Origin of the sequence: Salinivibrio sp. IB574, from assembly GCF_001996205.1 — a bacterium.
GTDB lineage: Bacteria > Pseudomonadota > Gammaproteobacteria > Enterobacterales > Vibrionaceae > Salinivibrio > Salinivibrio proteolyticus.
In genome coordinates this window covers 21,230-44,877 of the sequence record NZ_MUFN01000023.1, presented here as the reverse complement: position 1 = coordinate 44,877, position 23,648 = coordinate 21,230, and the positions used below count along the sequence as shown (strand labels likewise).

20 protein-coding genes are annotated in these 23,648 nt (G+C 49.2%); 15 read left to right on the top strand and 5 right to left on the bottom strand.

The genetic code is table 11. The features are described from left to right. Nucleotides 1-41: 41 nt before the first annotated feature. On the bottom strand, nucleotides 42-3,797 hold the full coding sequence (locus BZJ17_RS12120) for an EAL domain-containing protein (protein WP_077640896.1): 3,756 nt from the start codon (nucleotides 3,795-3,797) through the stop codon (nucleotides 42-44). A 324-nt stretch (nucleotides 3,798-4,121) separates the two neighbouring features. Between BZJ17_RS12120 and BZJ17_RS12115 the strand changes: the two genes are divergently transcribed. The 6 genes from BZJ17_RS12115 to BZJ17_RS12090 all read left to right on the top strand — a co-directional run bounded on the left by BZJ17_RS12115 (nucleotide 4,122) and on the right by BZJ17_RS12090 (nucleotide 9,609). After that, on the top strand, nucleotides 4,122-5,675 hold the full coding sequence (locus tag BZJ17_RS12115) for a methyl-accepting chemotaxis protein (protein WP_198534160.1): 1,554 nt from the start codon (nucleotides 4,122-4,124) through the stop codon (nucleotides 5,673-5,675). Nucleotides 5,676-5,691: 16 nt separating this feature from the next. Next, the gene (locus BZJ17_RS12110; RefSeq protein WP_069586721.1) at nucleotides 5,692-6,438 is read left to right on the top strand and encodes an SDR family oxidoreductase; all 747 of its coding nucleotides are present in this window, start codon (nucleotides 5,692-5,694) and stop codon (nucleotides 6,436-6,438) included. A gap of 72 nt (nucleotides 6,439-6,510) precedes the next feature. Next, complete coding sequence (locus BZJ17_RS12105) at nucleotides 6,511-7,107, top strand: VTT domain-containing protein (protein ID WP_077640894.1); 597 nt, start codon at nucleotides 6,511-6,513, stop codon at nucleotides 7,105-7,107. Then, nucleotides 7,094-8,206, top strand: coding sequence for a hypothetical protein (locus BZJ17_RS12100; RefSeq protein ID WP_077640893.1), 1,113 nt, complete (start codon nucleotides 7,094-7,096; stop codon nucleotides 8,204-8,206). The genes BZJ17_RS12105 and BZJ17_RS12100 overlap by 14 nt, the downstream gene beginning before the upstream one ends. A 90-nt stretch (nucleotides 8,207-8,296) precedes the next feature. Next, nucleotides 8,297-8,845: a hypothetical protein gene (locus BZJ17_RS12095; protein ID WP_077640892.1), complete on the top strand. Its 549-nt coding sequence runs from the start codon at nucleotides 8,297-8,299 to the stop codon at nucleotides 8,843-8,845. Next, nucleotides 8,833-9,609, top strand: coding sequence for an NRDE family protein (locus tag BZJ17_RS12090; RefSeq protein ID WP_077640891.1), 777 nt, complete (start codon nucleotides 8,833-8,835; stop codon nucleotides 9,607-9,609). The genes BZJ17_RS12095 and BZJ17_RS12090 overlap by 13 nt, the downstream gene beginning before the upstream one ends. Here BZJ17_RS12090 and BZJ17_RS12085 read toward each other — a convergent pair. Beyond that, the gene (locus BZJ17_RS12085; protein ID WP_077640890.1) at nucleotides 9,577-10,086 is read right to left on the bottom strand and encodes an outer membrane beta-barrel protein; all 510 of its coding nucleotides are present in this window, start codon (nucleotides 10,084-10,086) and stop codon (nucleotides 9,577-9,579) included. The two genes, BZJ17_RS12090 and BZJ17_RS12085, sit on opposite strands and share 33 nt — an antisense overlap. 224 nt (nucleotides 10,087-10,310) lie before the next feature. On the opposite strand from BZJ17_RS12085, the gene BZJ17_RS12080 reads away from it, so the two are divergent. The 4 genes from BZJ17_RS12080 to BZJ17_RS12065 all read left to right on the top strand — a co-directional run bounded on the left by BZJ17_RS12080 (nucleotide 10,311) and on the right by BZJ17_RS12065 (nucleotide 14,679). After that, nucleotides 10,311-10,898: a nucleoside triphosphate pyrophosphohydrolase family protein gene (locus BZJ17_RS12080; protein ID WP_069586715.1), complete on the top strand. Its 588-nt coding sequence runs from the start codon at nucleotides 10,311-10,313 to the stop codon at nucleotides 10,896-10,898. A 325-nt stretch (nucleotides 10,899-11,223) separates the two neighbouring features. Beyond that, nucleotides 11,224-11,997 carry an enoyl-ACP reductase FabI gene (gene fabI / locus BZJ17_RS12075; protein WP_077640889.1) on the top strand — a complete coding sequence of 258 codons (774 nt, stop codon included), beginning with the start codon at nucleotides 11,224-11,226 and terminating at the stop codon, nucleotides 11,995-11,997. 46 nt (nucleotides 11,998-12,043) lie between these two features. After that, nucleotides 12,044-13,462: a bifunctional enoyl-CoA hydratase/phosphate acetyltransferase gene (locus BZJ17_RS12070; protein ID WP_077640888.1), complete on the top strand. Its 1,419-nt coding sequence runs from the start codon at nucleotides 12,044-12,046 to the stop codon at nucleotides 13,460-13,462. Nucleotides 13,463-13,470: 8 nt separating this feature from the next. Continuing rightward, nucleotides 13,471-14,679: an acetate/propionate family kinase gene (locus BZJ17_RS12065; protein WP_077640887.1), complete on the top strand. Its 1,209-nt coding sequence runs from the start codon at nucleotides 13,471-13,473 to the stop codon at nucleotides 14,677-14,679. Here the strand turns inward: BZJ17_RS12065 and BZJ17_RS12060 are convergent. Then, entirely contained in the window at nucleotides 14,669-15,424 is a 756-nt protein-coding gene (locus BZJ17_RS12060) for a transporter substrate-binding domain-containing protein (RefSeq protein WP_157893188.1), read from the bottom strand. The genes BZJ17_RS12065 and BZJ17_RS12060 overlap by 11 nt on opposite strands. A 214-nt stretch (nucleotides 15,425-15,638) precedes the next feature. Here BZJ17_RS12060 and BZJ17_RS12055 point away from each other — a divergent pair, with 214 nt between their 5' ends. Next, entirely contained in the window at nucleotides 15,639-16,328 is a 690-nt protein-coding gene (locus BZJ17_RS12055) for a hypothetical protein (RefSeq protein WP_077640885.1), read from the top strand. A 38-nt stretch (nucleotides 16,329-16,366) separates the two neighbouring features. Here the strand turns inward: BZJ17_RS12055 and BZJ17_RS12050 are convergent, their stop codons facing one another. Continuing rightward, nucleotides 16,367-17,074: an SDR family oxidoreductase gene (locus tag BZJ17_RS12050; protein ID WP_077640921.1), complete on the bottom strand. Its 708-nt coding sequence runs from the start codon at nucleotides 17,072-17,074 to the stop codon at nucleotides 16,367-16,369. A 31-nt stretch (nucleotides 17,075-17,105) separates the two neighbouring features. Next, nucleotides 17,106-17,837, bottom strand: a complete 732-nt coding sequence (gene fabG, locus BZJ17_RS12045; protein ID WP_077640884.1) for a 3-oxoacyl-ACP reductase FabG — start codon at nucleotides 17,835-17,837, stop codon at nucleotides 17,106-17,108. A gap of 232 nt (nucleotides 17,838-18,069) precedes the next feature. Between fabG and BZJ17_RS12040 the strand changes: the two genes are divergently transcribed. The 4 genes from BZJ17_RS12040 to BZJ17_RS12025 all read left to right on the top strand — a co-directional run bounded on the left by BZJ17_RS12040 (nucleotide 18,070) and on the right by BZJ17_RS12025 (nucleotide 23,395). Then, complete coding sequence (locus BZJ17_RS12040) at nucleotides 18,070-18,414, top strand: hypothetical protein (protein WP_077640883.1); 345 nt, start codon at nucleotides 18,070-18,072, stop codon at nucleotides 18,412-18,414. Nucleotides 18,415-18,719: 305 nt separating this feature from the next. Then, the gene (gene hppD, locus BZJ17_RS12035; RefSeq protein ID WP_069586708.1) at nucleotides 18,720-19,805 is read left to right on the top strand and encodes a 4-hydroxyphenylpyruvate dioxygenase; all 1,086 of its coding nucleotides are present in this window, start codon (nucleotides 18,720-18,722) and stop codon (nucleotides 19,803-19,805) included. A gap of 142 nt (nucleotides 19,806-19,947) precedes the next feature. Further along, entirely contained in the window at nucleotides 19,948-22,218 is a 2,271-nt protein-coding gene (locus BZJ17_RS12030; protein WP_077640882.1) for a response regulator, read from the top strand. 169 nt (nucleotides 22,219-22,387) lie between these two features. Next, nucleotides 22,388-23,395 (top strand): sphingomyelin phosphodiesterase, encoded by a 1,008-nt coding sequence (locus BZJ17_RS12025; RefSeq protein WP_077640881.1) that lies wholly within the window; start codon nucleotides 22,388-22,390, stop codon nucleotides 23,393-23,395. Nucleotides 23,396-23,648: the final 253 nt, after the last annotated feature.

Sequence of the window (23,648 nt, the reverse complement as noted above, 5' to 3'; positions counted from 1 at the left end):
AAAGCTTAAATTGCCTATCTTTTCGGCATCACGCAACCCCATCAAACATCTTTTTGTTTCTTCAATGCTTTTTTGGCAAGTAATGTATCGAGTGGCGTGGGGTGATCGATTAAGAATCCCTGAACATAATCGATGCCAATATCTTTGACCAAAGCGAGTTTCTCTTCGTCAGAGACCCATTCAGCCACGGTTTTATACTGCATGGTATTACAGATATTGACGATGGATTCGATAATCACGCGATCTATTTTATTTTCCTTATCAGCCAAGTTTGCCACAAATTGACCATCAACTTTGACCACATCGACATTAAACAGTTTGAGATAGTGGAAGGAGCATAGTCCTGAGCCGAAATCGTCAAGCGCCACATGGGCGCCATAGGCACGTAGCTCGTCAACGAAAGAAATGGCGGAGTTAAGGTGGCTGATCAGTGCTGATTCCGTGATCTCAAAACATAGCCTATCGGTGGGGAAGACAGACTCGGCGACCAATTGTTTGAGTCGGGCCTGGAAGTTGGGGTCACTGATCGAATGGGCGGACAGGTTAATATTGAATCTTAGCCCAGAGTACGCCAACTCTTGTGCGCGAGTAGTCAGGACATAGTTCGCCACCCACTCATCAATATCGCGGATATGACCAAAAGCTTCTGCGGCGGGAATAAACTCCCCGGGGCTCACAATGCTGCCATCGGTGTCCACCATACGGACCAATAACTCGTACCAGTGTTCGACTGTCGGTCCTTCAACCGGAGCAACTTGCTGACCATAAAGTGTGAATCGGTCTTCGGCCAACGCTCGGGTGATTTTACCGACCATTTGCATATCATTATGCCGTCCTTGTGCCGAGCCTGAAATATCATCGTATTCCACGATCTGACCGCGGCCTGTGGATTTGGCTGAATACATCGCCACATCCGCGCGACTCATCAAATCGGAAAGGGAAAGTGCATTATCGGTGACATTAACAAGTCCAACACTGGCACTGATAGAGAAAATACGCTCCCCATACGGGAAGGATAATTGTTCTAAGCGATGGATAAGCGTTTTGATCGTGCGTTTAGCATCATGCAGATTGCAATTGGTCAGCAGTACCGCAAACTCATCCCCGCCAAGGCGTGCGACCGCATCGTCACTGCGAATGTTATCGGCTAAGGCTTGGGAGACTTGGCACAATACTTCATCCCCGGCGTGGTGACCCACCGAGTCGTTAATGATCTTAAATAAATCGAGATCGATAAACGCTAATACGGAGGGTATATCCAGCTCTCGCGCTTGCACGAGGTGCTGTTCCATGAAGGCTTCAAATGCCCGTCTATTGGGCAGTTGTGTCAAAGGATCGTGGTTGGCATTGTAATCGAGCTGTGCCATTAAGGCGTGCTGCTCTGATACATCTCTCAATACCACCACATAACCACGATGCGATTGTTTCTCGTTATCGCCTAACAAAGGAGAGATGGCGACAGAAACATACACTTGTTTGGTGTCATTGAGCACGAGCCGGTAGGCATCTTGAATATGGGTTTCGAAATGCGTGTTGAGCTGTTGTTCACTGAGGTACGACAAGCGAACTGGCTCTCCATGATGGAAAAGATAAAAAACATCATCGACCGATTGGCCTATCGGGGCCTGCTCACGATAATTGGCAAGTTTTAGGGCGGTATTATTGAGATAGACCAAATGGCCTTTCTCATCCAAGGTGATCACGCCATCATTAATAGAATTCATCACCACATTGAGTTGTTCACGCTCGGTGGCAAGCGTCGCGTTCAGTTCATTAATTTCGGTATTATCCCAATTGGCACCAATCATGCGGATGGGTTGGCCGTTATCATCAAATTGCGTCGTCGCTAAGGCACGCAAATACCTCGTGTGCCCTTGCCGATCGATGATACGAAATTGCGTATCAAGCTGTGCCATATTGGCTAAGGCTTGCGTGAGTTCGTCCTGAACGCGTGGAAAGTCGTCACCATGAATATGTTGTTGCCAGGTGGCAAGTGTTTCGTAACCGGCGCCTGTCGCTATGTCATAGAGCTGATACATCTGTGAATCCCACTCGAGGCGGTCTTCTTGCACGTGATATTCCCAAATCCCGATGTTAGCCGCTTGTGTGGCGGCTTCTAGCCGGCGTCGTAGCGTATCGTTTTGCACATTTGCTAAGTACTGCTCGGTAATATCAATCGCAGTACTGAGCACAGTTTGGGCGTCATCGTCTTGGCGAGCGGAAGATTGGCGAAGGTAGCGATACTCACCTGATGCGTTTTGAAAACGGAATACTTCAATGACACGTTCAGTATGGCCATCAACAAGCAGTTTCATGGCTTGTTCAAGCGCAGGGCGGTCTTCAGGATGAATCCGTGCGAGCCAAGCTTGATAGGTGCGAATCTTCTTGGCTTGAATGCCGAGTAAGGGCGCAGACCAATCAGAAAAGATCAGTAAACCTGTTTGGGTGTTTAATTCGAATACCGCGAGCTTGTTGATATCAAGTGCAAACCGCCAGCGTGCGAGCCAGCGCTTTTGTTCACGCTGTGCCGCTTTCAGTTGGTTGATATCTTCGACTTGGCTGATCAGATGGGTAACATGTCCGGCGTGTTTATCACGTACTGCAGTAACAGAGAGCCGTCCCCAAACAACATAACCATCGCTGCGGACAAAGCGTTTTTCCATCCGCTTATTGTCAATTTTTCCAATGATCAAGTCGTCTAAATAGGCTTTCAACTCATCCTGATCTTCCTCTCGAGTAAAGCGAGAAACATGGACGCCGCGCAGCTTAGGCTGTCGGTAGCCCCAAAAGGTCGCAAGGCTTTGGTTGATATCTTGGATATAGCCGCGAGAGTCGAGTATCGCCATCCCAATCAATGAATTGTGCATAGCCTGAGTCAATAAGGAGTGTTGCTGGGTGTGTTGGCGTTGATGCTGGCGATAGCTATAAGCCAGTTGGGTCATACATACGCCAATGACTAGCGTGGTCGCTGCTGTGGCTAACATAGGCACTGAGGCTGTTTCAGTGCTTTCTAAATGAAAGGTCAAGACATCCATTGCGCTAAGCACATCAAAGCTCAATACCGCCAAAGCAATCGTACTCAGGCCAATCAAGCGGCTCTGTAAGGTGGCGGCGAGGCAAAAGAGCCCAGTCAATGCGATAAATGGATAAGGGATAGCGTAGAGCACCGCAGTAATCAGCGCGAATAAGGCCACACAGCTGGCTAATAAATAGCTGGGAGATGTGTGAACAATCAGCGCGTTTTGTCGTTTAGAGTGGCGCTCGGCATTGATCACTAATAAGAGTGGAAAGAGGGCAACAAAGCCGATAAATTCACTCAAGTACCAGCGCCCCAATGCGTAGTCGACATGCATCGCGTCGTGAAAGGAGAGTACGCTGGCACCTAAACCCGCACCGAGCAATGGTGACAGCACGATAGTGGGGCCGATACCGCGAATAAACGGCCACATCCCTTCCAAGGCATTACCAAAGCGCACCCGCATGGTGCGGTAAAGAAAACACCCCAGTAAGGCAGTCGAGCCGTTAACCAAGGCCAGACTGACACTGAGTGACGAGGGGATATCCATTAAGGTATCGGCATAATAGATGCCAACGATAAAGCCAAGCAGGCCAATCGGCCATGCATAGCGAGGAAAGCAAGTGAGCGCAAAAGCACCAGCTGCGGAGGCGTACCAGATGATGGCGAATTGCTCGCTGTCGGGGAGGACGGCAAGTGAAAACCACACGAGGGTAAAGCCAGTGACTGCAAGCGCCAAAAATGCATGAGTGGAATGGCGTACTCGCCGACTAAAAATCATGAGTCTCTCGTTAATAACAACAACCTATGGTCAGCTTAGCCCACTTTTACGTGATTAAGATGGGAACACAAGGTTTTTCGAACTGTAGTGAGGACTCTGCGATTTTGGCCTATACGGCTTTGGTCTAAATTTGATCTCATTCACCGACTTTGCCAAAAAAGCATGTAATTAGTATGAAATTGTGTACAAAAATAAAGCAAGGCAGAGTGGCGATGTGTTAGTCATTTCAATACAAGCATAGCCACAGATGGCAAGTGACTTAACAGGGATAGGTGACGAATGACAAACAAGGAAACAGTTCCGCTGATAAAGATGATCGTCCCGATGGCAATGATAACGGTGATCATTGCGTTTGGACTCTGGCTCACAGCGCCAATCTCCACCGCAATGATGCTCGTTGCCTTGGGGTTACAAACATTGCTCAGCATGCTGGTGGTTTGGTTAGAAAGACGGCATGGCCAAAAGGCAACGGATGAGGAGAATGAGCCTGAAACGCATGCCTTACCGGTGGAAACCGTCGGACGTTTAGCCAATCGTGCCACGACCAATGCGATGGCAGCGGCGGAAGTGTCGCACTCGGTTGATATTCTCAATACCCGCCTTGCAGAGCAGTACGCGGCTGTGGTGGAAATTACTGATACAGCACAGCATATCGAGCAAACCTTAGCACAAAATTGCCAAGCGCAAACCGATGCGGTGGAACAAGTTAGCGCAATGCGTGAGCAAAGCTTGCAGGGATACCATCAGTTGAGCGCGTCGATTGATGAAATGCGCCAAATCAACCAAAAAACAGCGACCACACTCACTCGCATTCAAGCGTTAGATGCCAACGTGAATAAGGTCAGTGATGTCGCCAACGTTATTGATGCAATTGCAGAGCAGACCAATCTGTTGGCGCTCAACGCAGCCATCGAAGCCGCACGTGCCGGCGAGCAGGGGCGAGGCTTTGCTGTGGTCGCCGATGAGGTCCGCCAACTTGCGCAACGAACCTCTGAAAGTACTACAGAAGTGGCGAGTATCATTCGTCAGATCATGACAGAATCTGGTGAAGTGATGGAGTATATTCAAGCGCTCTCGACAGATGTGGATACCGGAACCAGTAATGTCGAAAAGGTGGGTCAGCTATTACAGCAGCTTTCTAGCAGCGCCGATGCTGTAGAAGGGGCGGTGAAACAAATTGCTGAGGGGTCGAACACTAACAGTGCTAGCTTAGAGCAAATCTCTGCATCACTCACGCAAGTGCGAAGCGGATTGGAGAGTAGTGATCAGCAAGTGAGTGCATTGACCAAAGAAGCGGAGAGCTTGATGGATACTGCCGAAATGACCAATGCAGTATTTGCAGAATTATCGGATGCCAGCCCTCACCAGCGTTTCTTTGCTGCCGCCTGTGCATGTCGTGATCGTATTCAAGAAGCCTTTGAGGAGGCGGTTAGCAGTGGCACGATTAGCCAATCCGATCTGTTCGACCGTCAGTATCAACCCATTGCCAATACGGATCCGCAAAAATATACCACGCGTTTTGATGCCTTTTGTGATCGCCTCTTACCCCCCATTCAAGAGCCGATTTTAGAGCAAGATGACCACATTGTTTATGTGATTGCGAATGATACCAATGGCTATGTACCCACACATAATCAGCGATTTTGTCAGCCTCTTACCGGTGATTATGCGCAAGATATCGCCGGTAACCGTACAAAACGCTTATTTGACGACCGAACAGGTAGGCGTTGTGGGCAACATACTGATACCATGCTGTTGCAGACCTATAAACGTGACACAGGTGAAGTGATGCATGACTTGTCGGTTCCTCTTTTTGTCGGTGGTCGACACTGGGGAGCGGTAAGAATGGGGTATCATCCGCCTGTGTCTGCGGATTAAGCGAAAAGGAGTAGCAATGAATCCAGTTGCGATTGTAACCGGGGCAAGTGGCGGCATCGGCCGAGAGACCGCAAAGTTGTTAGCACAGCGTGGCTATGCCATCTGTATTAACTATCTAAGCAACAGTGAATCCGCATTTGAGTTGGTTGATGAACTCCAAGCCATTGGTGTAAACGCAATTGCGGTTCAAGCCGATGTCTCGACCGAGGAAGGCGTAACACGTTTGTTCAGCGAAGCGGATAACCGCTTAGGTAATGTCACAGCGCTGGTCAATAACGCGGGTATTATGCAGCCTCAGTCTTCGGTCAGTGGGATGGATGCGGCGCGTATCAACGCGATGTTTCAGGCCAACGTGACCAGTGCGTTTTTGTGTTGCCGTGAAGCCGTCTTGCGTATGTCGCAATCGCGTGGCGGACGTGGCGGGGCGATTGTTAATGTATCGTCTGCTGCGGTAAAAACTGGCTCGCCAAACGAGTATGTTGATTACGCGGCGACGAAAGCTGCACTCGATACGTTAACCATTGGCTTGGCGAAAGAGGTTGGACGCGAAGGTATTCGTGTTAATGCTGTGCGCCCGGGCCCGATTGATACCAACATGCATGCCGCCGGCGGTGAGCCTGATCGCGTCGCCCGCGTCGCTGATAATATTCCTTTGGGACGAGGTGGCTCAACATTGGAAGTCGCCGAGATGATCGCTTGGCTGTTGTCGGACAGCGCTTCGTACTCGACCGGCAGCCTCTTTGATGTTGCAGGCGGGATGTAGTCACGTTTTTCTAATCATTTGTCGGCGAGCGTGGCTGTCTGCTGTCTATGTTTAATAGAGAGGAGTTCGCCGATGATCGAGAGTTTGATACCCAGTTTGGCGACATGGTCGCCGCTGGGTTTATTTTTTCTTATTATTGCCACGTCATACTTACTAGAAGACGCTGCTATCGCGTTGGCGGCATATATTGCGGTACAGAGCTTGCTGCCTTGGCCGTCTGCGTTATTGGCAATCTTTATTGGCATTGCCAGCGGTGATATGGCTTTGTACTTATTGGGCCTTTATGCGCGGCGGTATCGAGGTTTACGGGCTCGCTTACTGACGCAAAAAGGGGTAAGAAGAGCGCGCCATGCACTCCGCCGTCAACTGTTCCTCAACTTATTCCTAATCCGCTTTATCCCAGGTTTACGGACCGTCGCTTATAGCCTTAGTGGTTTCCTCTCCATTTCGGTAGTGATATTTGCCCTCGCGGTTGGTGTGGCGACAGCGTGCTGGACCGGATTGATCTTCTGGGGAGCGTTTGAGATTGAGCATAATCCTTGGTTGGCAGAGCGGCAGCTGACTGGCTGGGCGTTTTTAGGCGCAGTCGTTGGACTGGTGCTGGTGAACCGATTTTTACGCCGCAGAGCATTGCCAAAATTAACAAAGAGGCAGTATGACCAAGCCTAAATCGGTACTGACCGGACAAACGGGTATGCCAGATTATCCTGTTGTACGTACCTCGGGGTGGTTTGAATTCTTACCCGCTTGGGCGTTTTATACCCCTGTCGTCGCGCAATCTATCGTACTTGCTGCCTACTACCGCAGTGTGACTGTCCCTCTATTGGCCAACCCTGGCATTTTTTTATCTGGCATGGTGGGGGAGGCGAAATCAGATATTTTTGCACTCGCAGGGGACGTGGCGCACCAATATATCGCCCCTTATGTGTGTTGGCAGAAACCTGAAGGTGTGGATTCAACAAGTCTGTCGTTACTGCAGCAGAAGCTAGCGCAACAAGCGATTAGTTTTCCATTGGTTGCTAAACCGGATAAAGGATGTCGAGGAGCCGGTGTGCAATACATCGATAGTGAGCGCAAACTGCATCGTTACATTGAAGCGTTCCCGACCCACCGTAAGATTATTTTTCAAGCGCTTGCCCCTTACCCTGCCGAGGCGGGGATCTTTTATCTGCGATATCCCGGTGAAGCGACCGGTGAGATTATCTCTCTGGGGCTAAAGTATTTGCCATCAGTAATAGGCGATGGGGTGTCTACGCTAAAAACGCTGATTGAACAGCATGCTGATATTGGTACACGTGCCCACTTATACCATGCTCGTCATCAACACCGACTCGATACGGTGATCGCAAAGGGAGAGCGGGTGACCTTGGCATTTTCTGGTAGCCACTGTCGAGGTGCGCTATTTAAACAGGGAGCACACTATGTGACACCTGAACTGCGGGCAAAGATGGATGAGATTGCCAACGACATTGATGGTTTTTACTTTGGCCGTTTTGATATCAAGTTTCGCGACATTTCGTCGCTAATGAAAGGAGAGACGTTGTGCATCGTGGAAATCAATGGTGCCAGTAGCGAGCCCGCACATATCTGGGACAGTGACAGCAGTTATTGCGAAGCAGTACGTGCCTTGATGAGCCAGTATCGCCACCTTTACCGGATTGGCGCGGTGTGGCGGCGGCAAGGTTACACACCGCCCTCGTTACGGGTACTACTGAACGCTTGGCGTGAAGAACGACAATGGATGACGCGCTATCCACAAACTGATTAAACGGCATGACTTCTGCTAGATATGGATGGGATCAGGACAGCGCAGGATGACAGATCCCACTGACTGTCAAACTGTACTAAGGTAATGAGTATGCATTGTTCTCTTAACGAAGAAGATCGCGCCGTGATTCGCGGCAATTTAGACGTGATTGGCCAAGCGCTGAAGCTCCTCGAAAGCCTCTCTGATACCACGTACAGCCAAAAGAAGGCCGATGGCTTTACTAGCACCATCGGTCAGCATATGCGTCATGCGCTTGATGTGTATGTGGCACTGAAGCAAGGGGAAGCCAGTGGTGATATCGATGCCGATAGGCGTCGGCGTGGGCATCTGGTTGARCACGACCGGCAGATGGCACGCAAAGAGTGGCAATGGCTTGCCGAGTGGTTACAGTCTCTCTCTCATCAACAACTGCATCGCCCCGTGCATATTTCTACCCAAGTGACCTTATATGCCACCAATACGGTGTGCCTTTCTACCACAGTGATGCGCGAGCTTATTGTGGTAGCCAGTCATGCCACGCATCATTTTGCTATGATCCGCAGTGCTGCCTATGAACTTGGTGAAGTTTTGGATGAACATATAGGTGTCGCGGCCGCGACCGCAAGTTACGAGCGAGATCAGCTTCGATGTGCACGTTAACTTGGCAGGCTTCACAGGATGGGATAGACCTGTTCTTCAATCGTGATGAAGCGCGAGGCCGCAGTCGTGCGCTACCGCCCAAGACCTATCAATTGGATCAGACTCAGGTATTGATGCCTATCGACCCGGACGGTATGGGGACATGGATTGCAGCCAACGAGTTTGGCGTGATTGTCTGTCTACTGAATGATTACCAGCATGCCCAAACGGTTGCGCCACGATTAAGCCGAGGGCAGTTGGTCAAAGCGTTAGCGGTTTGCACCGATCTGGATGACATGGCGAACGCGTTGCCAATCGATGCGTTGCGCGATTTTGCTCCCTTTTTGCTACTCGGTTTTGCAGTCGATGGCCTATCAGATAAGACACACGGCTCGGAGGTTGTTCCTCGGGCTTGGCGATGGAACGGTCAGACGTTGCGGTGTGTTGACTGTCAGCCGCCAGTGGTTTCCTCTGCGATTGATATTGATACCACCACAAACATGCGAACCCACTATTTGAGGCAAATGGGCGGCACAGTGCCGACCCAACAGCAACTGTTGGCGTATCACCGCAGCCATTTGCCCGAGCGTGGTAGTGCGTCAGTGTGCATGCACAGGGAGGGTGCCAGCACAGTGAGTTTGACGCATGTACACATCGGCGCCGATGGTATCACCATGTATTACTATGACGGAGCGCCATGTCTAGTTGAGACACCGCAAGCGGCGTACCTACCGCTTGCGAGAAACTGTGATTTAAAATCCAATACTGGTACCGACGGTCACTGAACTGGTTTCAGCATCACCGCGGTCGGCATAGGTCAGTTCAAAGGCTAGCCCTGGCCCAGTAGTGGTATTGAGTTTGACCCCAACCGTTCCTGTCGCTCCCCAGCCAATGTCTTTTTCACTGCCAAACTCCGTGCGGTAGTAGTTGGCACCACCACGCAAATAGAAGCTACCCATTTCACCTGGTACGGTGAACTGGAGGCTAAGAGGAATGTATGATGTCTTTAGTGTTTTCTCTATTCCATTACTGTCTTCAAAATCTGCGGTGGTTTGACCGTATCCGGTATACAAGCTGCTGTACTCCGTTAGTCTGAGCGTGCCGTTCGCTTCCCACGTATGGCCGGTCTCAGTCTGTCCTGCATATTTTACACTCGTCGTACTGGCACTCGCACCGATGCTCAGCGGAGAGGTTTGAGCGGTTGCGCTGGTTGCGATCAGCGCGCTTGTGCATAGCACGGCAAGCGGCATCAGTTTTTTCATCGTCAGATCCTTTTAACAGGTTGCAAGCCTAAGCCTGATTGTCACCATTATAAGAAGCTAACGGCAATCGTATCGAAACCTTGAATGAATTTTGTGCGCTAGGTGAGGACGAACGTAAAGTTTCCCATCAAGCGATTTTATCCATCCGCAAGCAGTGCTATTGTATGGCCCCTTGTGTACGGGCATGGCTATCATGCGTATTTGTTTATCAAAGGGTCCGAGAAATGAAATTTGCTGTTCTTGATCAAGCGCTATACGACCACCTTTATCGTGATATCGAAGCGTTTCGTAACACGTTTGATCTTCCTTGTAACGATGCTGCGTCATTGGACGAGAAAGCGGACGATCTGCACACGGCGTTAGCGGTGGAAGAAATGACAGAGCTCGCGGAAGCGGACTCATTGGTTGAACAGGTAGATGCCATTGTTGATAGCGTGTATGTACTGATGGGCCGTGCAGTACAGATGGGCTCACGCGGATACCGTGACCAGTTAGAGGTGAGCTACCTCATTGATATATTATTGCAAATCGCTAATCGTCTCGGTATTGACTTTGTGACCTGTTGGGATGAAGTGCACAGCAGCAACATGAGTAAAGTCTGCCGTAACGAAGGTGAATTTGCAGATACCCAAGCATTTTATGCCAACAAAGGCATTGATGTGGTCGCCAGCCCTAAGGCCGATGGCATTATTGCCAAGTGTGCCAAAGATGTCACGGTCGAAGGTAAATTAATCCGTGAAGGTAAGGTCATGAAGTCGGTTTACTACCGTCCTGCCGATCTCGCAAAATGTGTGATGGCAGAACTGGCCTAAACTCTATTAAGCTCATCGTTATTACGCCACCGCTTTGTCGGTGGCGTTTTTGTATTTAGCCTGTTGTGTATCCTTGATATGAATAGAGCATTGACTCTGCTCTGATACGTGGCCGTTTTGGTTTGTCATCAAAAATTAGCAAAGATGTCTGCTTTTCTAGCGTAAAATGCGTCTTATTCCCTTCGTGACTTTTGCTACATCCGCTGATTTGGGTCTAAATTGAAAACTTGCGACTGACATAAAATCTTTCAGTCCGTTTAGTGCAATCACTCAATGCAGGGTGAGCACTAAACCAATCTTGCAACACAAAGGTAGGGAGAACACTGTGACCAATCTATTCTCACTTGAAGGTAAAGTCGGCATTGTTGCTGGGCTTGCCAATGAGAACAGTATCGCGTTTGGCTGTGCAAAAGCATTGCAGCAAGCCGGCGCAGAAGTGCTGGTGAGCTATGGTACATCGAAAGCGGAGCGTTTCGTTGAGCCTTTGCGCGGCGAGATGGGGGATCCGGAGTTGATGCTTTGTGACGTTCAAGACGATGCCCAACTCGATGCCTTATTTGAGCGCGCTAAACAAAAATGGGGGCGGATAGATTTTGTGGTTCACTCTATCGCCTTCGCACCGCTCGAGGACTTACATGGTCGTGTGGTGGATTGCTCGCGCGATGGCTTTTCACTGGCGATGGATATTTCTTGTCACTCATTTATTCGGATGGCAAAGCGTGCGGAGCCTTTGATGCCAGAAGGCGGCGCACTCTTTAATATGTCCTACTATGGGGCCGATAAGGCGGTGGATAACTACAACATGATGGGGCCGGTAAAAGCTGCCTTAGAGTCTGCTACCCGCTATTTGGCGGCTGAGTTGGGGCCGCAGGGTATACGTGTCCACGCCATTTCACCGGGGCCGATTCGTACCCGTGCAGCATCTGGACTTAAAGAATTCGAGGCCTTAGCCGTCGACGGTGAAACGCGATCACCATTGCGTCGTTTAGCCACGGTGCAAGATGTAGGGAGTGCGGTGGTTTACCTTGCCTCAGATGCGGGACGTGCTTTGACCGGGCTCACCCATTACGTAGACGCGGGACACCACTTACGTTTTTAATTAGCGTTTACGATTTGACTGATTCGATTCATTGAAGGAGTCCACTATGACAGGGACACATAACGAGGAGGTCATCGAGAATAAGACGTACGATGAGATTTCAGTAGGCGATGAAGCCTTTTTAGAAAAGCGCCTGACCATGGAAGACATTAAGCTGTTTGCCATTATGTCAGGGGATGTCAACCCGGCCCATGTGGATGATGATTTTGCCAAAAGTAGCCGTTTCCAAGAGATCATCGCTCATGGGATGTGGGGCGGTGCACTGATCTCAACGGTGCTCGGCACACAATTGCCGGGACCGGGGACTGTCTATCTTGGCCAAACACTGGCGTTTAAAGCACCAGTGATGCTGGGAGACGTGCTGCGCGTTGCCGTTCGTGTTGATCAAATGGACGATAAGCGTCACCATATTGTGTTTGCTTGCCGATGTGAAAACCAACGTGGTGATGTGGTGATTGATGGCGAGGCACGCGTGCTTGCGCCAACAAAGAAGGTCCGGCGCCAGCGAGCTGTGCTCCCCGAAATTCGTTTAACGGAACGCGGACAACTGCATGCTATCTTAACCGCGGCAGATCATCCGGATCCTATGCGCACGGCCGTGGTCCACCCAGTGGACGATAGTGCTATCCGCGGCGCAGTGGCTTCAGCAAAACAGCAATTAATCATTCCTACCTTGGTGGGCCCTCGCGATAAGATCATGGCCGCGGCGGACAAAGCCGAGCTGGATATCAGTGAGTTTGACATTGTCGACGCACCGCACAGCCATGCAGCAGCCGAAAAAGCCGTGGCGATGGCGCGCTCTGGTGAAATTGAAGCCCTAATGAAAGGCGCGTTGCATACTGACGAGTTGCTTCATGAAGTGGTCAAGCGTGAAGGTGGACTGAGAACGGAACGCTGCCTGAGCCATGTGATGGCATTTGATGTGCCGACCTACCCGCGACCTCTATTTATTACCGATGCGGCGATTAATATTTATCCAGGCCTTGCCCAAAAGCGCGATATTATTCAAAACGCGATTGAGCTAGCCCATGCAATTGGCAACACCAACCCTAAAGTGGCCATTCTCTCCGCGGTTGAAACCATTAACCCGAAAATTAACTCCACCCTGGATGCTGCGGCGTTGTGCAAGATGGCAGAGCGCGGCCAGATTATTGGGGGCGAATTAGACGGGCCGCTGGCGTTTGACAGTGCGGTGTCTGAAGTGTCCCGTGCGACCAAGAATATTCACTCCACCGTGGCGGGCTGTGCCGACATTCTCGTGGCCCCCGACCTCGAAGCGGCTAATATGTTGATGAAACAGCTGAGCTATCTTGCCGATGCTACCGGCGCGGGTGTCGTCGTGGGCGCACGTGTGCCCATTATGCTCACCAGCCGTGCGGATGATGCACTCACCCGAATAGCATCAAGTGCGTTAGCTTTATTACTGGCTGAGTATCAAAGAAAGACATTACAGACCCGAGTCTAGGCGGTGCAATGGGTAAGATATTAGTGATTAATAGTGGCTCATCGAGCTTAAAGTTTGCATTGTTTGATACAGCGGGCCCCGTGGATTCGGGGCCCAGTTCATCGGTTCACGCGTTAGTGAAGGGGCAGTTTTCAGGGTTTGGGACCGATCGCTATGATGTATCCATGACCCGTCATAAGTCAGGAGTCAGTGCGGTCTCCCCGGGCTCTGCGCCGGACCATCATGCTGCCGTTGCGTCGTTACTCATCTGGTTAGAGCGCCAAGGGCTGTTGGACGATATTGTCGCGGTTGGGCATCGTGTCGTGCATGGCGGTCAGCACTTTCATCAAGCGACTCAGCTGGATGAGCATAAAGTGGCGTTGTTGGAAGCGTTAACGCCGCTTGCCCCTTTGCATCAACCTTACAGTCTTGCCCCGATTAAGATACTCGGCGAGCGATTGCCTGAACTGGTACAGATTGCGTGTTTTGATACAGCGTTTCATGCTCATCAGCCGCTCGAAGCAAAACAATTCGCTTTACCTTACGCGATGTTCGATAGAGGCTTTCAGCGTTACGGCTTTCATGGTCTTTCCTACGACTATATAACGCGGCGCCTGCCAACCACTATCCCTGATTTTAACCATGACGCGCGTGTGGTTGTGGCGCATTTAGGTAATGGTGCGAGCTTATGTGCTATCCAAGCCGGAACTAGCCTTGCTTCTACCATGGGGTTCACAGCGCTGGAAGGCTTACCGATGGGGACACGCTGTGGGTCAATCGATGCGGGCTTGGTGCTGCATTTGATTGCGCAAGAGGGAATGACGACTGACGAGGTAACGACGTTGCTCTACAAGGAGTCAGGGCTTCTGGGCTTGTCTGGCATTAGCAGTGACATGCGTGCTTTGCTGAATAGTGACCGACCGAGAGCGCAGCAAGCGGTCACACATTATTGCTATCGCATTGCGCGTGAGATTGGCAGTTTATCAGCAGCGTTAGGTGGGTTGGATCATATTGTCTTTACCGCTGGGATCGGCGAGCACGCCGCGCCAGTACGAGAGCAGGTAGCGTCCTATTGCCAGTGGCTGGGGGTGGATTTAGATGGCGAGGCGAATCAAGCCAACCAATCTTGTATTTCGAGCACCACGAGTCGAGTCGGGGTCTGGGTGATCCCGACCGATGAAGAGCAAGTGATCGCGGAAGACTGCCTCACCATGTATCAAAAGATGCTCACTCATTAGGACGTAAATAATCACGCATCATCGATTCAATCTGCCCAGAATCCATCATCTGTGCAATTGTGTCACTGAGCTGAGCGACTGCCTCCGCATGGTGAGATTTTTTTGATAGCACGATGTAGGCGTTAATCGGCTCAGAAAAAAGGAGTGGCTGCTTTTCGAGCACGCGATTGGTATCGAGGCGACTAACCAAATAATCAAGTTGGTATTCCTCACCGACGACCGCATTGGCGCGTTGATTGATGAGTTGTTTAATCGCAAACAAGGTTTGACTGACAGGACGTGTCTGAATGTTTTTATCTTGACTGAACTCGTCTGGGAAATGCGCGCCGCGCTCAATCGTAATTTGAAGGGGATAGAGCTGCTGTTTTGTCGTTATTGCACGCATATCCCCCTTGTGTGTGTAAATGACATAATTGAGGTTGGTGCGGTAGGCAGGGGTTAAATAATGCAGATAGACTTCACGGTCTGCCTTTTTGAGCACATTTGTCGCAATGTCCGCTTCGCCTTGCTCGAGCAATCTCAGGCACCGTTTCCACGCGCACTTTAGCGTGTTGATCTTAAATCCTACCTTGTCGGCGAGTGCGGTGATGATCTCGACATCAATGCCTTGATAGGGATAGGTTTGGGTATCTGTCCAGGGTGGCCAGTGTGGGACCGCATAGGTTAGAGTTTTTTCTGTGTCAGCCGCCGCTACCTCATGCATCAAATGCATAGCGATGAGGGCGGTGAAAAGTAAGCGCTTCATCAGCATAACCATGGATTAACATTTCTATCAGTATAGCCAATAGATGCCAGGGTAATTCCTACGATAATTGATTGTTTTTAGGTGTTTTAATCATAATTAGTCCAGCAAGGCGCACGAAAATGTGACATTGCATACAAGATTTTTTGTTGATGCGCACCGTGTAAGATTAAATCGGTATTCTATCGCCGGACACAGAACGCAAGGATGTTTTTTTATGATGCGCTGGGTATGGATGGGCTTAGTGGTGCTCAGCCTCACTGGGTGTGCGCAAAAACTGGGCAGACCCTTCGATATTAAAAATCTCGCTAAGTCGGACATGGATCTGATCACGGATATCCACATAGCGGAAATTCGCGATCTGACTGAGCAATTGATCGTAAAACTCTACAAGCGTAATCCGCGAGAGCTTAGAAAAGTACCGGGAATGACGATCGAAAAGCGTGTTGCTCAGCTTATGTCTGAGAAACGTCCCGAAAACGGCTTTCGTGAGCTGGGTGGCATGGATGGGATTGCGCTGTTACCACTGGCGTTTTCTAGCGAGTTTAGAGGCGATCGGGTATTTGCGTTGATGGCAGGTGTCACTGGCATGATCAGTGCGAGTTACAATCACCAACTAGAATTTTTCTTGCTTGACGATATTGATCAGCAAAAGCTTTATAACTGTGCGCGCAATCTCGAAAAAGTAGCTTGGTTATTGAACAACGAGAAAGATGATAACGGCGAGCTGCTTTTACTGAGTAACGGTGTGGGTAAAAATGGTGTGCCTAATTACAGCTATGAGCGCTTGTTTAGTCAGATGATCCTCATTCAGGACATGATGGCGGTCATGGTCGCCGACAGTACCAATCGCCATATCAATCAAGTCGTGCATAGCATGGCATCCATGACTTTCTTCCCGATTTAATGGGATTGTCTAAGGCGGCTTTTTCACCGCCTTAAGCCTTACCAGCCAATCTCTTTGCCTTGATAATCGATGAAACTGCCGTTTTGGCTATCTGTCAGGGTATCCAGCACCTGCTTCAATCCCTGAGCGGACTCTTGAGTGTTAATCAGCGCATTGGGTCCACCCATCTGTGTTTGTACCCAGCCAGGGTGCAACGCAACCGCTCGGATACCTTGATCGCGAAGATCGATGGAAAGACTTTTGATCACTGCATTCAGCGCTGCTTTCGAACTTCGATAGATGTAACCGCCCCCTGATTGGTTGTCGCTCATACTGCCAACTTTGGAGGAAAGAAAAGCAAAAATGGGTGTGTGACCACTGTGACGTGCCTTTGTGAGATGTGGCGTAAAGTACTCGGCGGTAACCAATGGTGCAATGGTATTCACTTCTAAAACATCGCGCCATGCGGCCGTGTCGACCTCACCGAATGCGTAGCCTTTGGGACCATAGAGCCCTGCATTGTTGATCAACAAATGGATGGGGATGTCGCTCAGCTCTGATGCGAGCTGCTGCACGGCGGCGTGGTCTGTCACGTCGAGTGCATGGGTTGAGAGCGTGGTATAGCGGTTTTTAAGTGTCATTAAATGAGGGGCAGAGCCGGGAAAACGGCAGCAAGCAATTACTTGCCAGCCGTGTTCTAGGTACAACTCTGTTAACGCGAGTCCGATGCCCCGGTTTGCGCCCGTAATGAAAAGTGTTGGCGTCATGCATACCTCTAAATGGTTGGCGTTGCCACCATTATATGACCAATCCGCCATCGACTTTAAGTGTTTGACCGGTAATAAAGCTCGCCTTATCACTGGCTAAAAAGCAGATAGCGTCAGCAATATCCTGAGCCGTTCCCATTCGGCCCAATGGTGTCTTGGCTTTCATCATATCAATCACCTTCTCGGGCAGGTTGGCTGTCATCGGTGTCTCGATAAAACCAGGCGCGACACAGTTGGCGCGTATTTTTGCACCGTGGCGAGCGAGCTCTTTGGACCATGTTTTAGTCATGGCGATCACACCCCCTTTTGAGGCCGCATAATTGGTTTGACCGATATTGCCGTCCGTCCCCACCACAGATGACAGTGTCACAATCGCGCCTTTTTCTTGCTCTAGCATCAGCGGAGCAATGGCTTGGGTCATGGAGAATACCCCTTTAAGATTGACATCAATGACGGCATCCCAATCACCTTCTGTCATTTTGGTGAGTAGGTTATCGCGGGTAATCCCAGCGTTGTTCACCAGCACATCGACAGGCGCATTTTGTTGGTGCAATGTTTGCACCCAGCTGGCGACAGCGTCACGATCACACACATTGAGCGCGATGGGCTGAATAATCGCGTGGTCTTGCCAAGCGGTCATTGCATCCATGTTGAGATCGATGGCGTAGATTTTCTCCGCACCTTGTGCAATGAAAGTTTCAACAATCGCGCGCCCAATTCCTTGGGCAGCGCCGGTAATGACACAATGTTTTCCTGCTAGCATCTGTGTGCTCCTTTTTTGGTGACCCCCACTTCTTCTATAACTACAACGCAAAGCGGTGAGGAATCGATCAGTAATTTCTTGGGCGTCTGTATTGCCTAAGGCCCTGCTTACATTCGATAAGCTTGCAACAACTAGGCCATGCACTACTCTGTCTATGATAAATTGGCATATCAATTTGTGGGCGGATAGGCTAAAATTTAATCAAGATGTCACCTTGTTTGAGAGAGGACCTATGCCGACGTCAATCAATTCGCAACCTTTGACGCAGCAATATATGCAGCGTCAGCGCGATCGTCAGGACGATCAGGTCAATGGCGGTCTCAATAATTCAATGAGTGTGCAAGAGCGTGCTGAACTGATCCGCAAAGAGCGTGAAGAACAAAAAGAAGCCGCTGCATCCGGCGAGCAACGCGAAGAAAAACGTGATTATCAGTCGCTGATCGATCGCGTTGCTGAGCAAGAAGCACAAAAGTCAAAAATGGACGCTTACAACCAGCGTCAGCAAGCGCTAATGGAGCAAGTTGAAAAGACGATCACGCCGAATGCGCAACAAACAAGTTACAGTTTGAAAGTGTGACACTCTTCATCAGTTTTCTATTTTCAAAGGCCGCTATATGAGCGGCCTTTTTGCTTTTTAGGACAGCGGTGTTTGCGTTTTAGTTTGCATAAATGTAAATGAAATGTTTGTGTGGGTGGGTTTCTTTACACTTTAAAGAGAGTGTATCACCCAGATAAACCGCTAGTTATCGCATTGGCGTATGACTGTTCATAAAAGATGACAACTTTGGTTAACATTTAAGTAACCTTTTGTCGGTAGTGTCATGCTAGTGCTTCCTCTTTGACGGTGCTATTTCTATTGGCATGAACAAGGAGGAAGCATTTATGACGACCACTATGCAAGCGCCCGTCAAAACCATTAACCCACTGGGCACGGACGGATTTGAGTTTGTTGAGTACACGGCGCCGGATCAAGCGGGCATTGATGCACTGAAAAATCTATTTTCATTGATGGGTTTTGCGGAAATCGCCAAACATAAGCACAAGCAGGTTTGGCTGTATCGTCAAGGCGACACCAACTTTATTGTCAATGGGGAGCCCGAGTCACAAGCACAAGGCTTTGCCAAAAAGCACGGTGCGAGTGTCAATGCGATGGCATTTCGCGTCCAAGATGCCGTGCATGCGATTGCCTATGCTGCAAAGCAAGGTGCCAAGGTGGTAGAACCAAGCATTGGTCCGATGGAGTTAAGCATTCCAGCGGTCTATGGCATTGGTGACTCGCTGCTTTACTTTGTTGATCGCTATGGCGATCAAAGCATCTATGAAGTCGATTTTGATTTTTACAACGACTGGCAATCACGTCTCAAAGAGGCTGACGCTGGCTTAAAAGTGATTGATCACCTAACTCATAATGTTGACATCGGCAATATGGATGTCTGGGCCGACTTTTATGACCGTATCGCGAACTTTAAAGAAATCCGCTTCTTTGACATTGAAGGGAAAAAGACGGGATTGAAATCTCGTGCCCTCACCGCGCCATGTGGAAAAATCCGTATTCCCATCAATGAATCAAGCGATGATAAATCGCAAATTGCGGAATACTTAAAAGAGTACAACGGTGAAGGCATTCAACATATCGCGCTGACGACAGATAATATTTACGAGACAGTTCGTACGTTGCGTCAACGTGGTATGGCATTTATGGACACGCCAGATACCTACTATGAAAAGATCAATGAACGCGTTAAAGGCCATGAAGAAAGCATCGACGAGCTTCGTGATACGCGAGTATTAATTGATGGTGATGTTGATAGCGGTATCTTGCTGCAGATTTTCACCAATACAGTTATCGGTCCTGTGTTCTTTGAAATCATCCAGCGTAAGGGCAACCAAGGTTTTGGTGAGGGTAACTTTAAAGCTTTGTTCGAATCTATCGAGTTGGATCAAATGCGTCGTGGCGTGTTGGACTAACCAGACAGGTTAACTTAAGTTATCTTATTGTAGGCGCTCTTTAAGGGCGCCTTTTTTGTCTACTTATCATGACATTTTTCGCTGGATGAGAAAAATGCCTCTATGCTTAGTCTTAGTGGATACATTAACGGACTAGGTGACTATGAAGGCTGATACCGCCGTTGCTCGTAGCTCTCTTTCAGTTGCATTGATCACTAAGCTGACACTATGTTGGGCTATTTTAACAGCGATCATTGCTGCCTTTCTCTTGTACGCCGATTACCAAGAACACCGAACAGATGTGCAACGTGCCCTGTTAATGGTGGCAGATAAAGATTTGAGTGTGATGGCCTCGCATCTATGGTGGGAAGAGAGTACAGCTTTCGAGCTACAAGTTGAGCGCTTGATTGCGCAACCTCACATAGACTATTTACGAGTGTTTGATACTGATGGTACTCAGGTTGAGCGTGGTGTCGCTCCTTCTGACCAAGCACTCGAGTATTCGTGGCCGTTGGTTTATCGCGATGCGGGCAACGAGTATATGCTGGGAAGTTTGAACATAGCATCTAATTATACAGCGGCAAAAGCGAGCATGAGTGAGCATCTGATATGGACGCTGCTCGCTTGGTTATGTCTGTGTGCGTCCGGTATAGCCATGTCAATTTGGGTGATTAATCGTGAATTGACTCGGCCACTGACTCAGATGCGCCATCAAATTAATATCTGGGACAGTGATGACAAGCCAGCTTTTATCTCGACTCCCAAGAATCGGCATGCTTGGAGTGATTTAGAAACGCGTTACAACACCATGATTGCGCGTTGTCGAGAGCGGTTAAGTTGCATGGATGATGACCGCCGGTACGCGGAGCAGGCGAGTCAGAAAAAAAGTGAATTTCTGGCCAACATGAGCCATGAGATCCGTACACCCATGAATGGCATCATCGGCATGGCATCTTTATTAAAAGGCACCGACCTTAATGAAGAACAGCAAGAATTTATCGAGATGCTTGAGACTTCCTCAATCTCATTGCTTGATATTATCAATGACATTCTCGATTTCTCTAAAATTGAAGCTGGAAAGTTAGAGCTAGAACCTTTAGAGCTCAATATTTTTGAGTTGGGAAAAGACTTAGAAAATTTGTTCACGTTACGTGTTAAAGAGAAAGGTCTGCAATTTCACTGTGATATCGACAAAGATATATCTCCTTTGCTGATCGGCGATGCGCCTCGGTTGCGACAAGTGATGATTAACCTTGTGGGTAACGCGGTGAAATTCACCGAGAGCGGTGAGATAGAGGTGGTGGTGTCGAGTGTCAGCGAAAGCGATGATGGATGTGTTTTGCGCTTCGAAGTCAAAGATACCGGGCCAGGCGTACCGTTCGACCAGCAAAGTCGCATCTTTAATAAATTTGAGCAAGGCGATGACCCAACGGCACAGAGCCAAGGAACGGGACTCGGTCTCGCGATATCTCAGCAAATTGTGCATCTGATGGGTGGGACACTGCGATTGGAGAGTGAGCCCGGCAAAGGTAGCCGTTTCTTTTTCACCGTTCAATTCAACAAAAGTAGTGTCCCACTCGCCACGCCGGTAGAAGCCTATTTATTTGCCGGAGCGCCTATGCTGCTGGTGGACGATAGCCGTTTAAATATGCGCATAACCACGGCACAACTCAGTAACTTGGGTTGCCAAGTCACCTGCTGTATGCACCCAGACGATGCTATGTCGCTGATTGAAGAGCGCATCAGTAGTCAGTATCCATTTAAAGTGGTGATTCTAGATAAGTTGATGCCCAAAACGGATGGTTTTTCACTGGCGGCCAAAATTAAATCGCAGTTTGGAAAGGAAAGCCCAGCAATCATGATGTTAACCGCTGCACCTGATGGCCTCGACAAACCGCGCATTGAACGTGCTGGTATTGAAGGCTATTTGGGGCGCCCTTATCAGTTCAATGATTTGAAGAGTCACCTCGTACGTATCCTTCAGCAGCGTCAACCAACATTGGGCGTCGTACGACAAACGGGACGTGGATCATCACTGGCTGGTCTGCATGTCTTAGTCGTCGAAGATACCAAGGTCAATCAGCGAGTGACCGAGGCAATGCTCACCAAACTGGGTGTGCGGGTCACGGTGGTAGAAAATGGCCAGCAGGCTTTGGAATATTGGCAAAAGCAGCCTTTTGACCTGATCTTTATGGATTGCCAAATGCCCATTATGGATGGCTATCAAGCCTCTAGGCGTATTAGAGAACAGGAAACACGCTTTAACCGTATTCCAATTATTGCGTTGACAGCCAATGCAACGGCTGAGGATAAAGACGCGTGCCTTAATGCTGGCATGGATGATTATATTGCTAAGCCGGTTCGTAAAGACGACCTCGAAACAATGCTTAAAAAACATACCTTTACTAGTGAAACTCAACTTCTTACTAAGTGAGAGCTCTAAAAAAAACTGAGAAGTGAGTCGCAATTGTGATCCTAGTTACAAAACTATCAAAAAATAAGAAGGATTTTTGGAGTGGTCGAACCTCTATTCGTTAGGCTTCTAATGTTTTATCGGGATGTTGTTCCGTAATGATTAGAAAGCGAAACGAAAAAGAGGAAACATGAAAACTAAAAAAATGTTCTCGGCGGCAGCCGCTTTGCTGTTAAGCCTCAGTGCTCACGCTGGCCAGCTAAATGTCATGGCGTATAATATTATGCAGCTGAGTAACCTTCAGGATTGGGATCAGGCAGAGCGTGYGGCCCGTTTGCCACAAGCCATCGTTGATATGGACACTCAACCAGACGTGATTCTGATCAGTGAAGCCTTCAATGCTGAGGCCGAGCAAGCGATGAATCAGCTTGCAAGTTTGTACCCTTATCAAACTCCCAATGTTGGGCAAGACTGTAGCGGGAAAGGTTGGGACGCTCTCACCGGGGACTGCTCCAATTCGTTGTTTGTGGTGCGAGGCGGCGTGACTATCCTATCTAAGTATCCCATCTTGACTCAAAAGGCTCATATTTATCATCACAGCTTAAAGGGTAGCTGGGACTATCAGGCTAACAAAGGCTTTGCATATGCCAAGATAGATAAAAACGGTGAGATCTTTCACCTGATTGGCACCCATTTACAAGCCACGCATGATGGGATGTCCGATGAAGAGCATCAAGTGCGGCTAGGTCAGCTAGGTGAAATCAAACATTTTATCGACCAAGCAGCGATTTCCGCTGACGAGCCTGTGATCATTGGTGGTGATATGAATGTGGAGTGGAGCCGTCAGGATGAAATTAAAGACATGAAAGCAGCCTTAAGTGGTGCGCTGCGCTTCACAGAGCCGGAAGTAACGTCTTTTTCTGCTAAACATAATTGGTTCACAAAAGCGAACGCTTATCACTTTGACTATGATCTTAACTATAACACCACGTTAGATTATATCTTGTGGAGCCGTGATCATGCTGTGCCAGCTAACCAACCTGAGATGAAGGTAGTGCAATTAACCGCAAAGGATCAGTGGTACTGGGATTACCTTGAAGGTGAGTGGCCAGAAGAAGCCGGACAAACCTACCATGATGGTTATTACAATGAGCTCTCCGACCACTATCCGGTGATGGTACAGTTTGAATTTGAGTAAAATGGACTCACGGTAGTTCATCGCCTTATGGGGCTCAATCATATTGAGCCCACCCCACCTTGCCACTTATCCCCCTTTACATAAATAGACGGTTTATTTCTCTTTGTGTGCCAAGAAAACTTGGCATTATGCGCTACGCTTAGTGAAGGAATCGATAGCGCTCCCGGCCTTGGATAGCTCTCCGAGGAGCAGAACTGCGGCGTTGGTGACGCTCCCATTTGCCGCCTGACTGTCACGATAAGCTGTTTGAGGA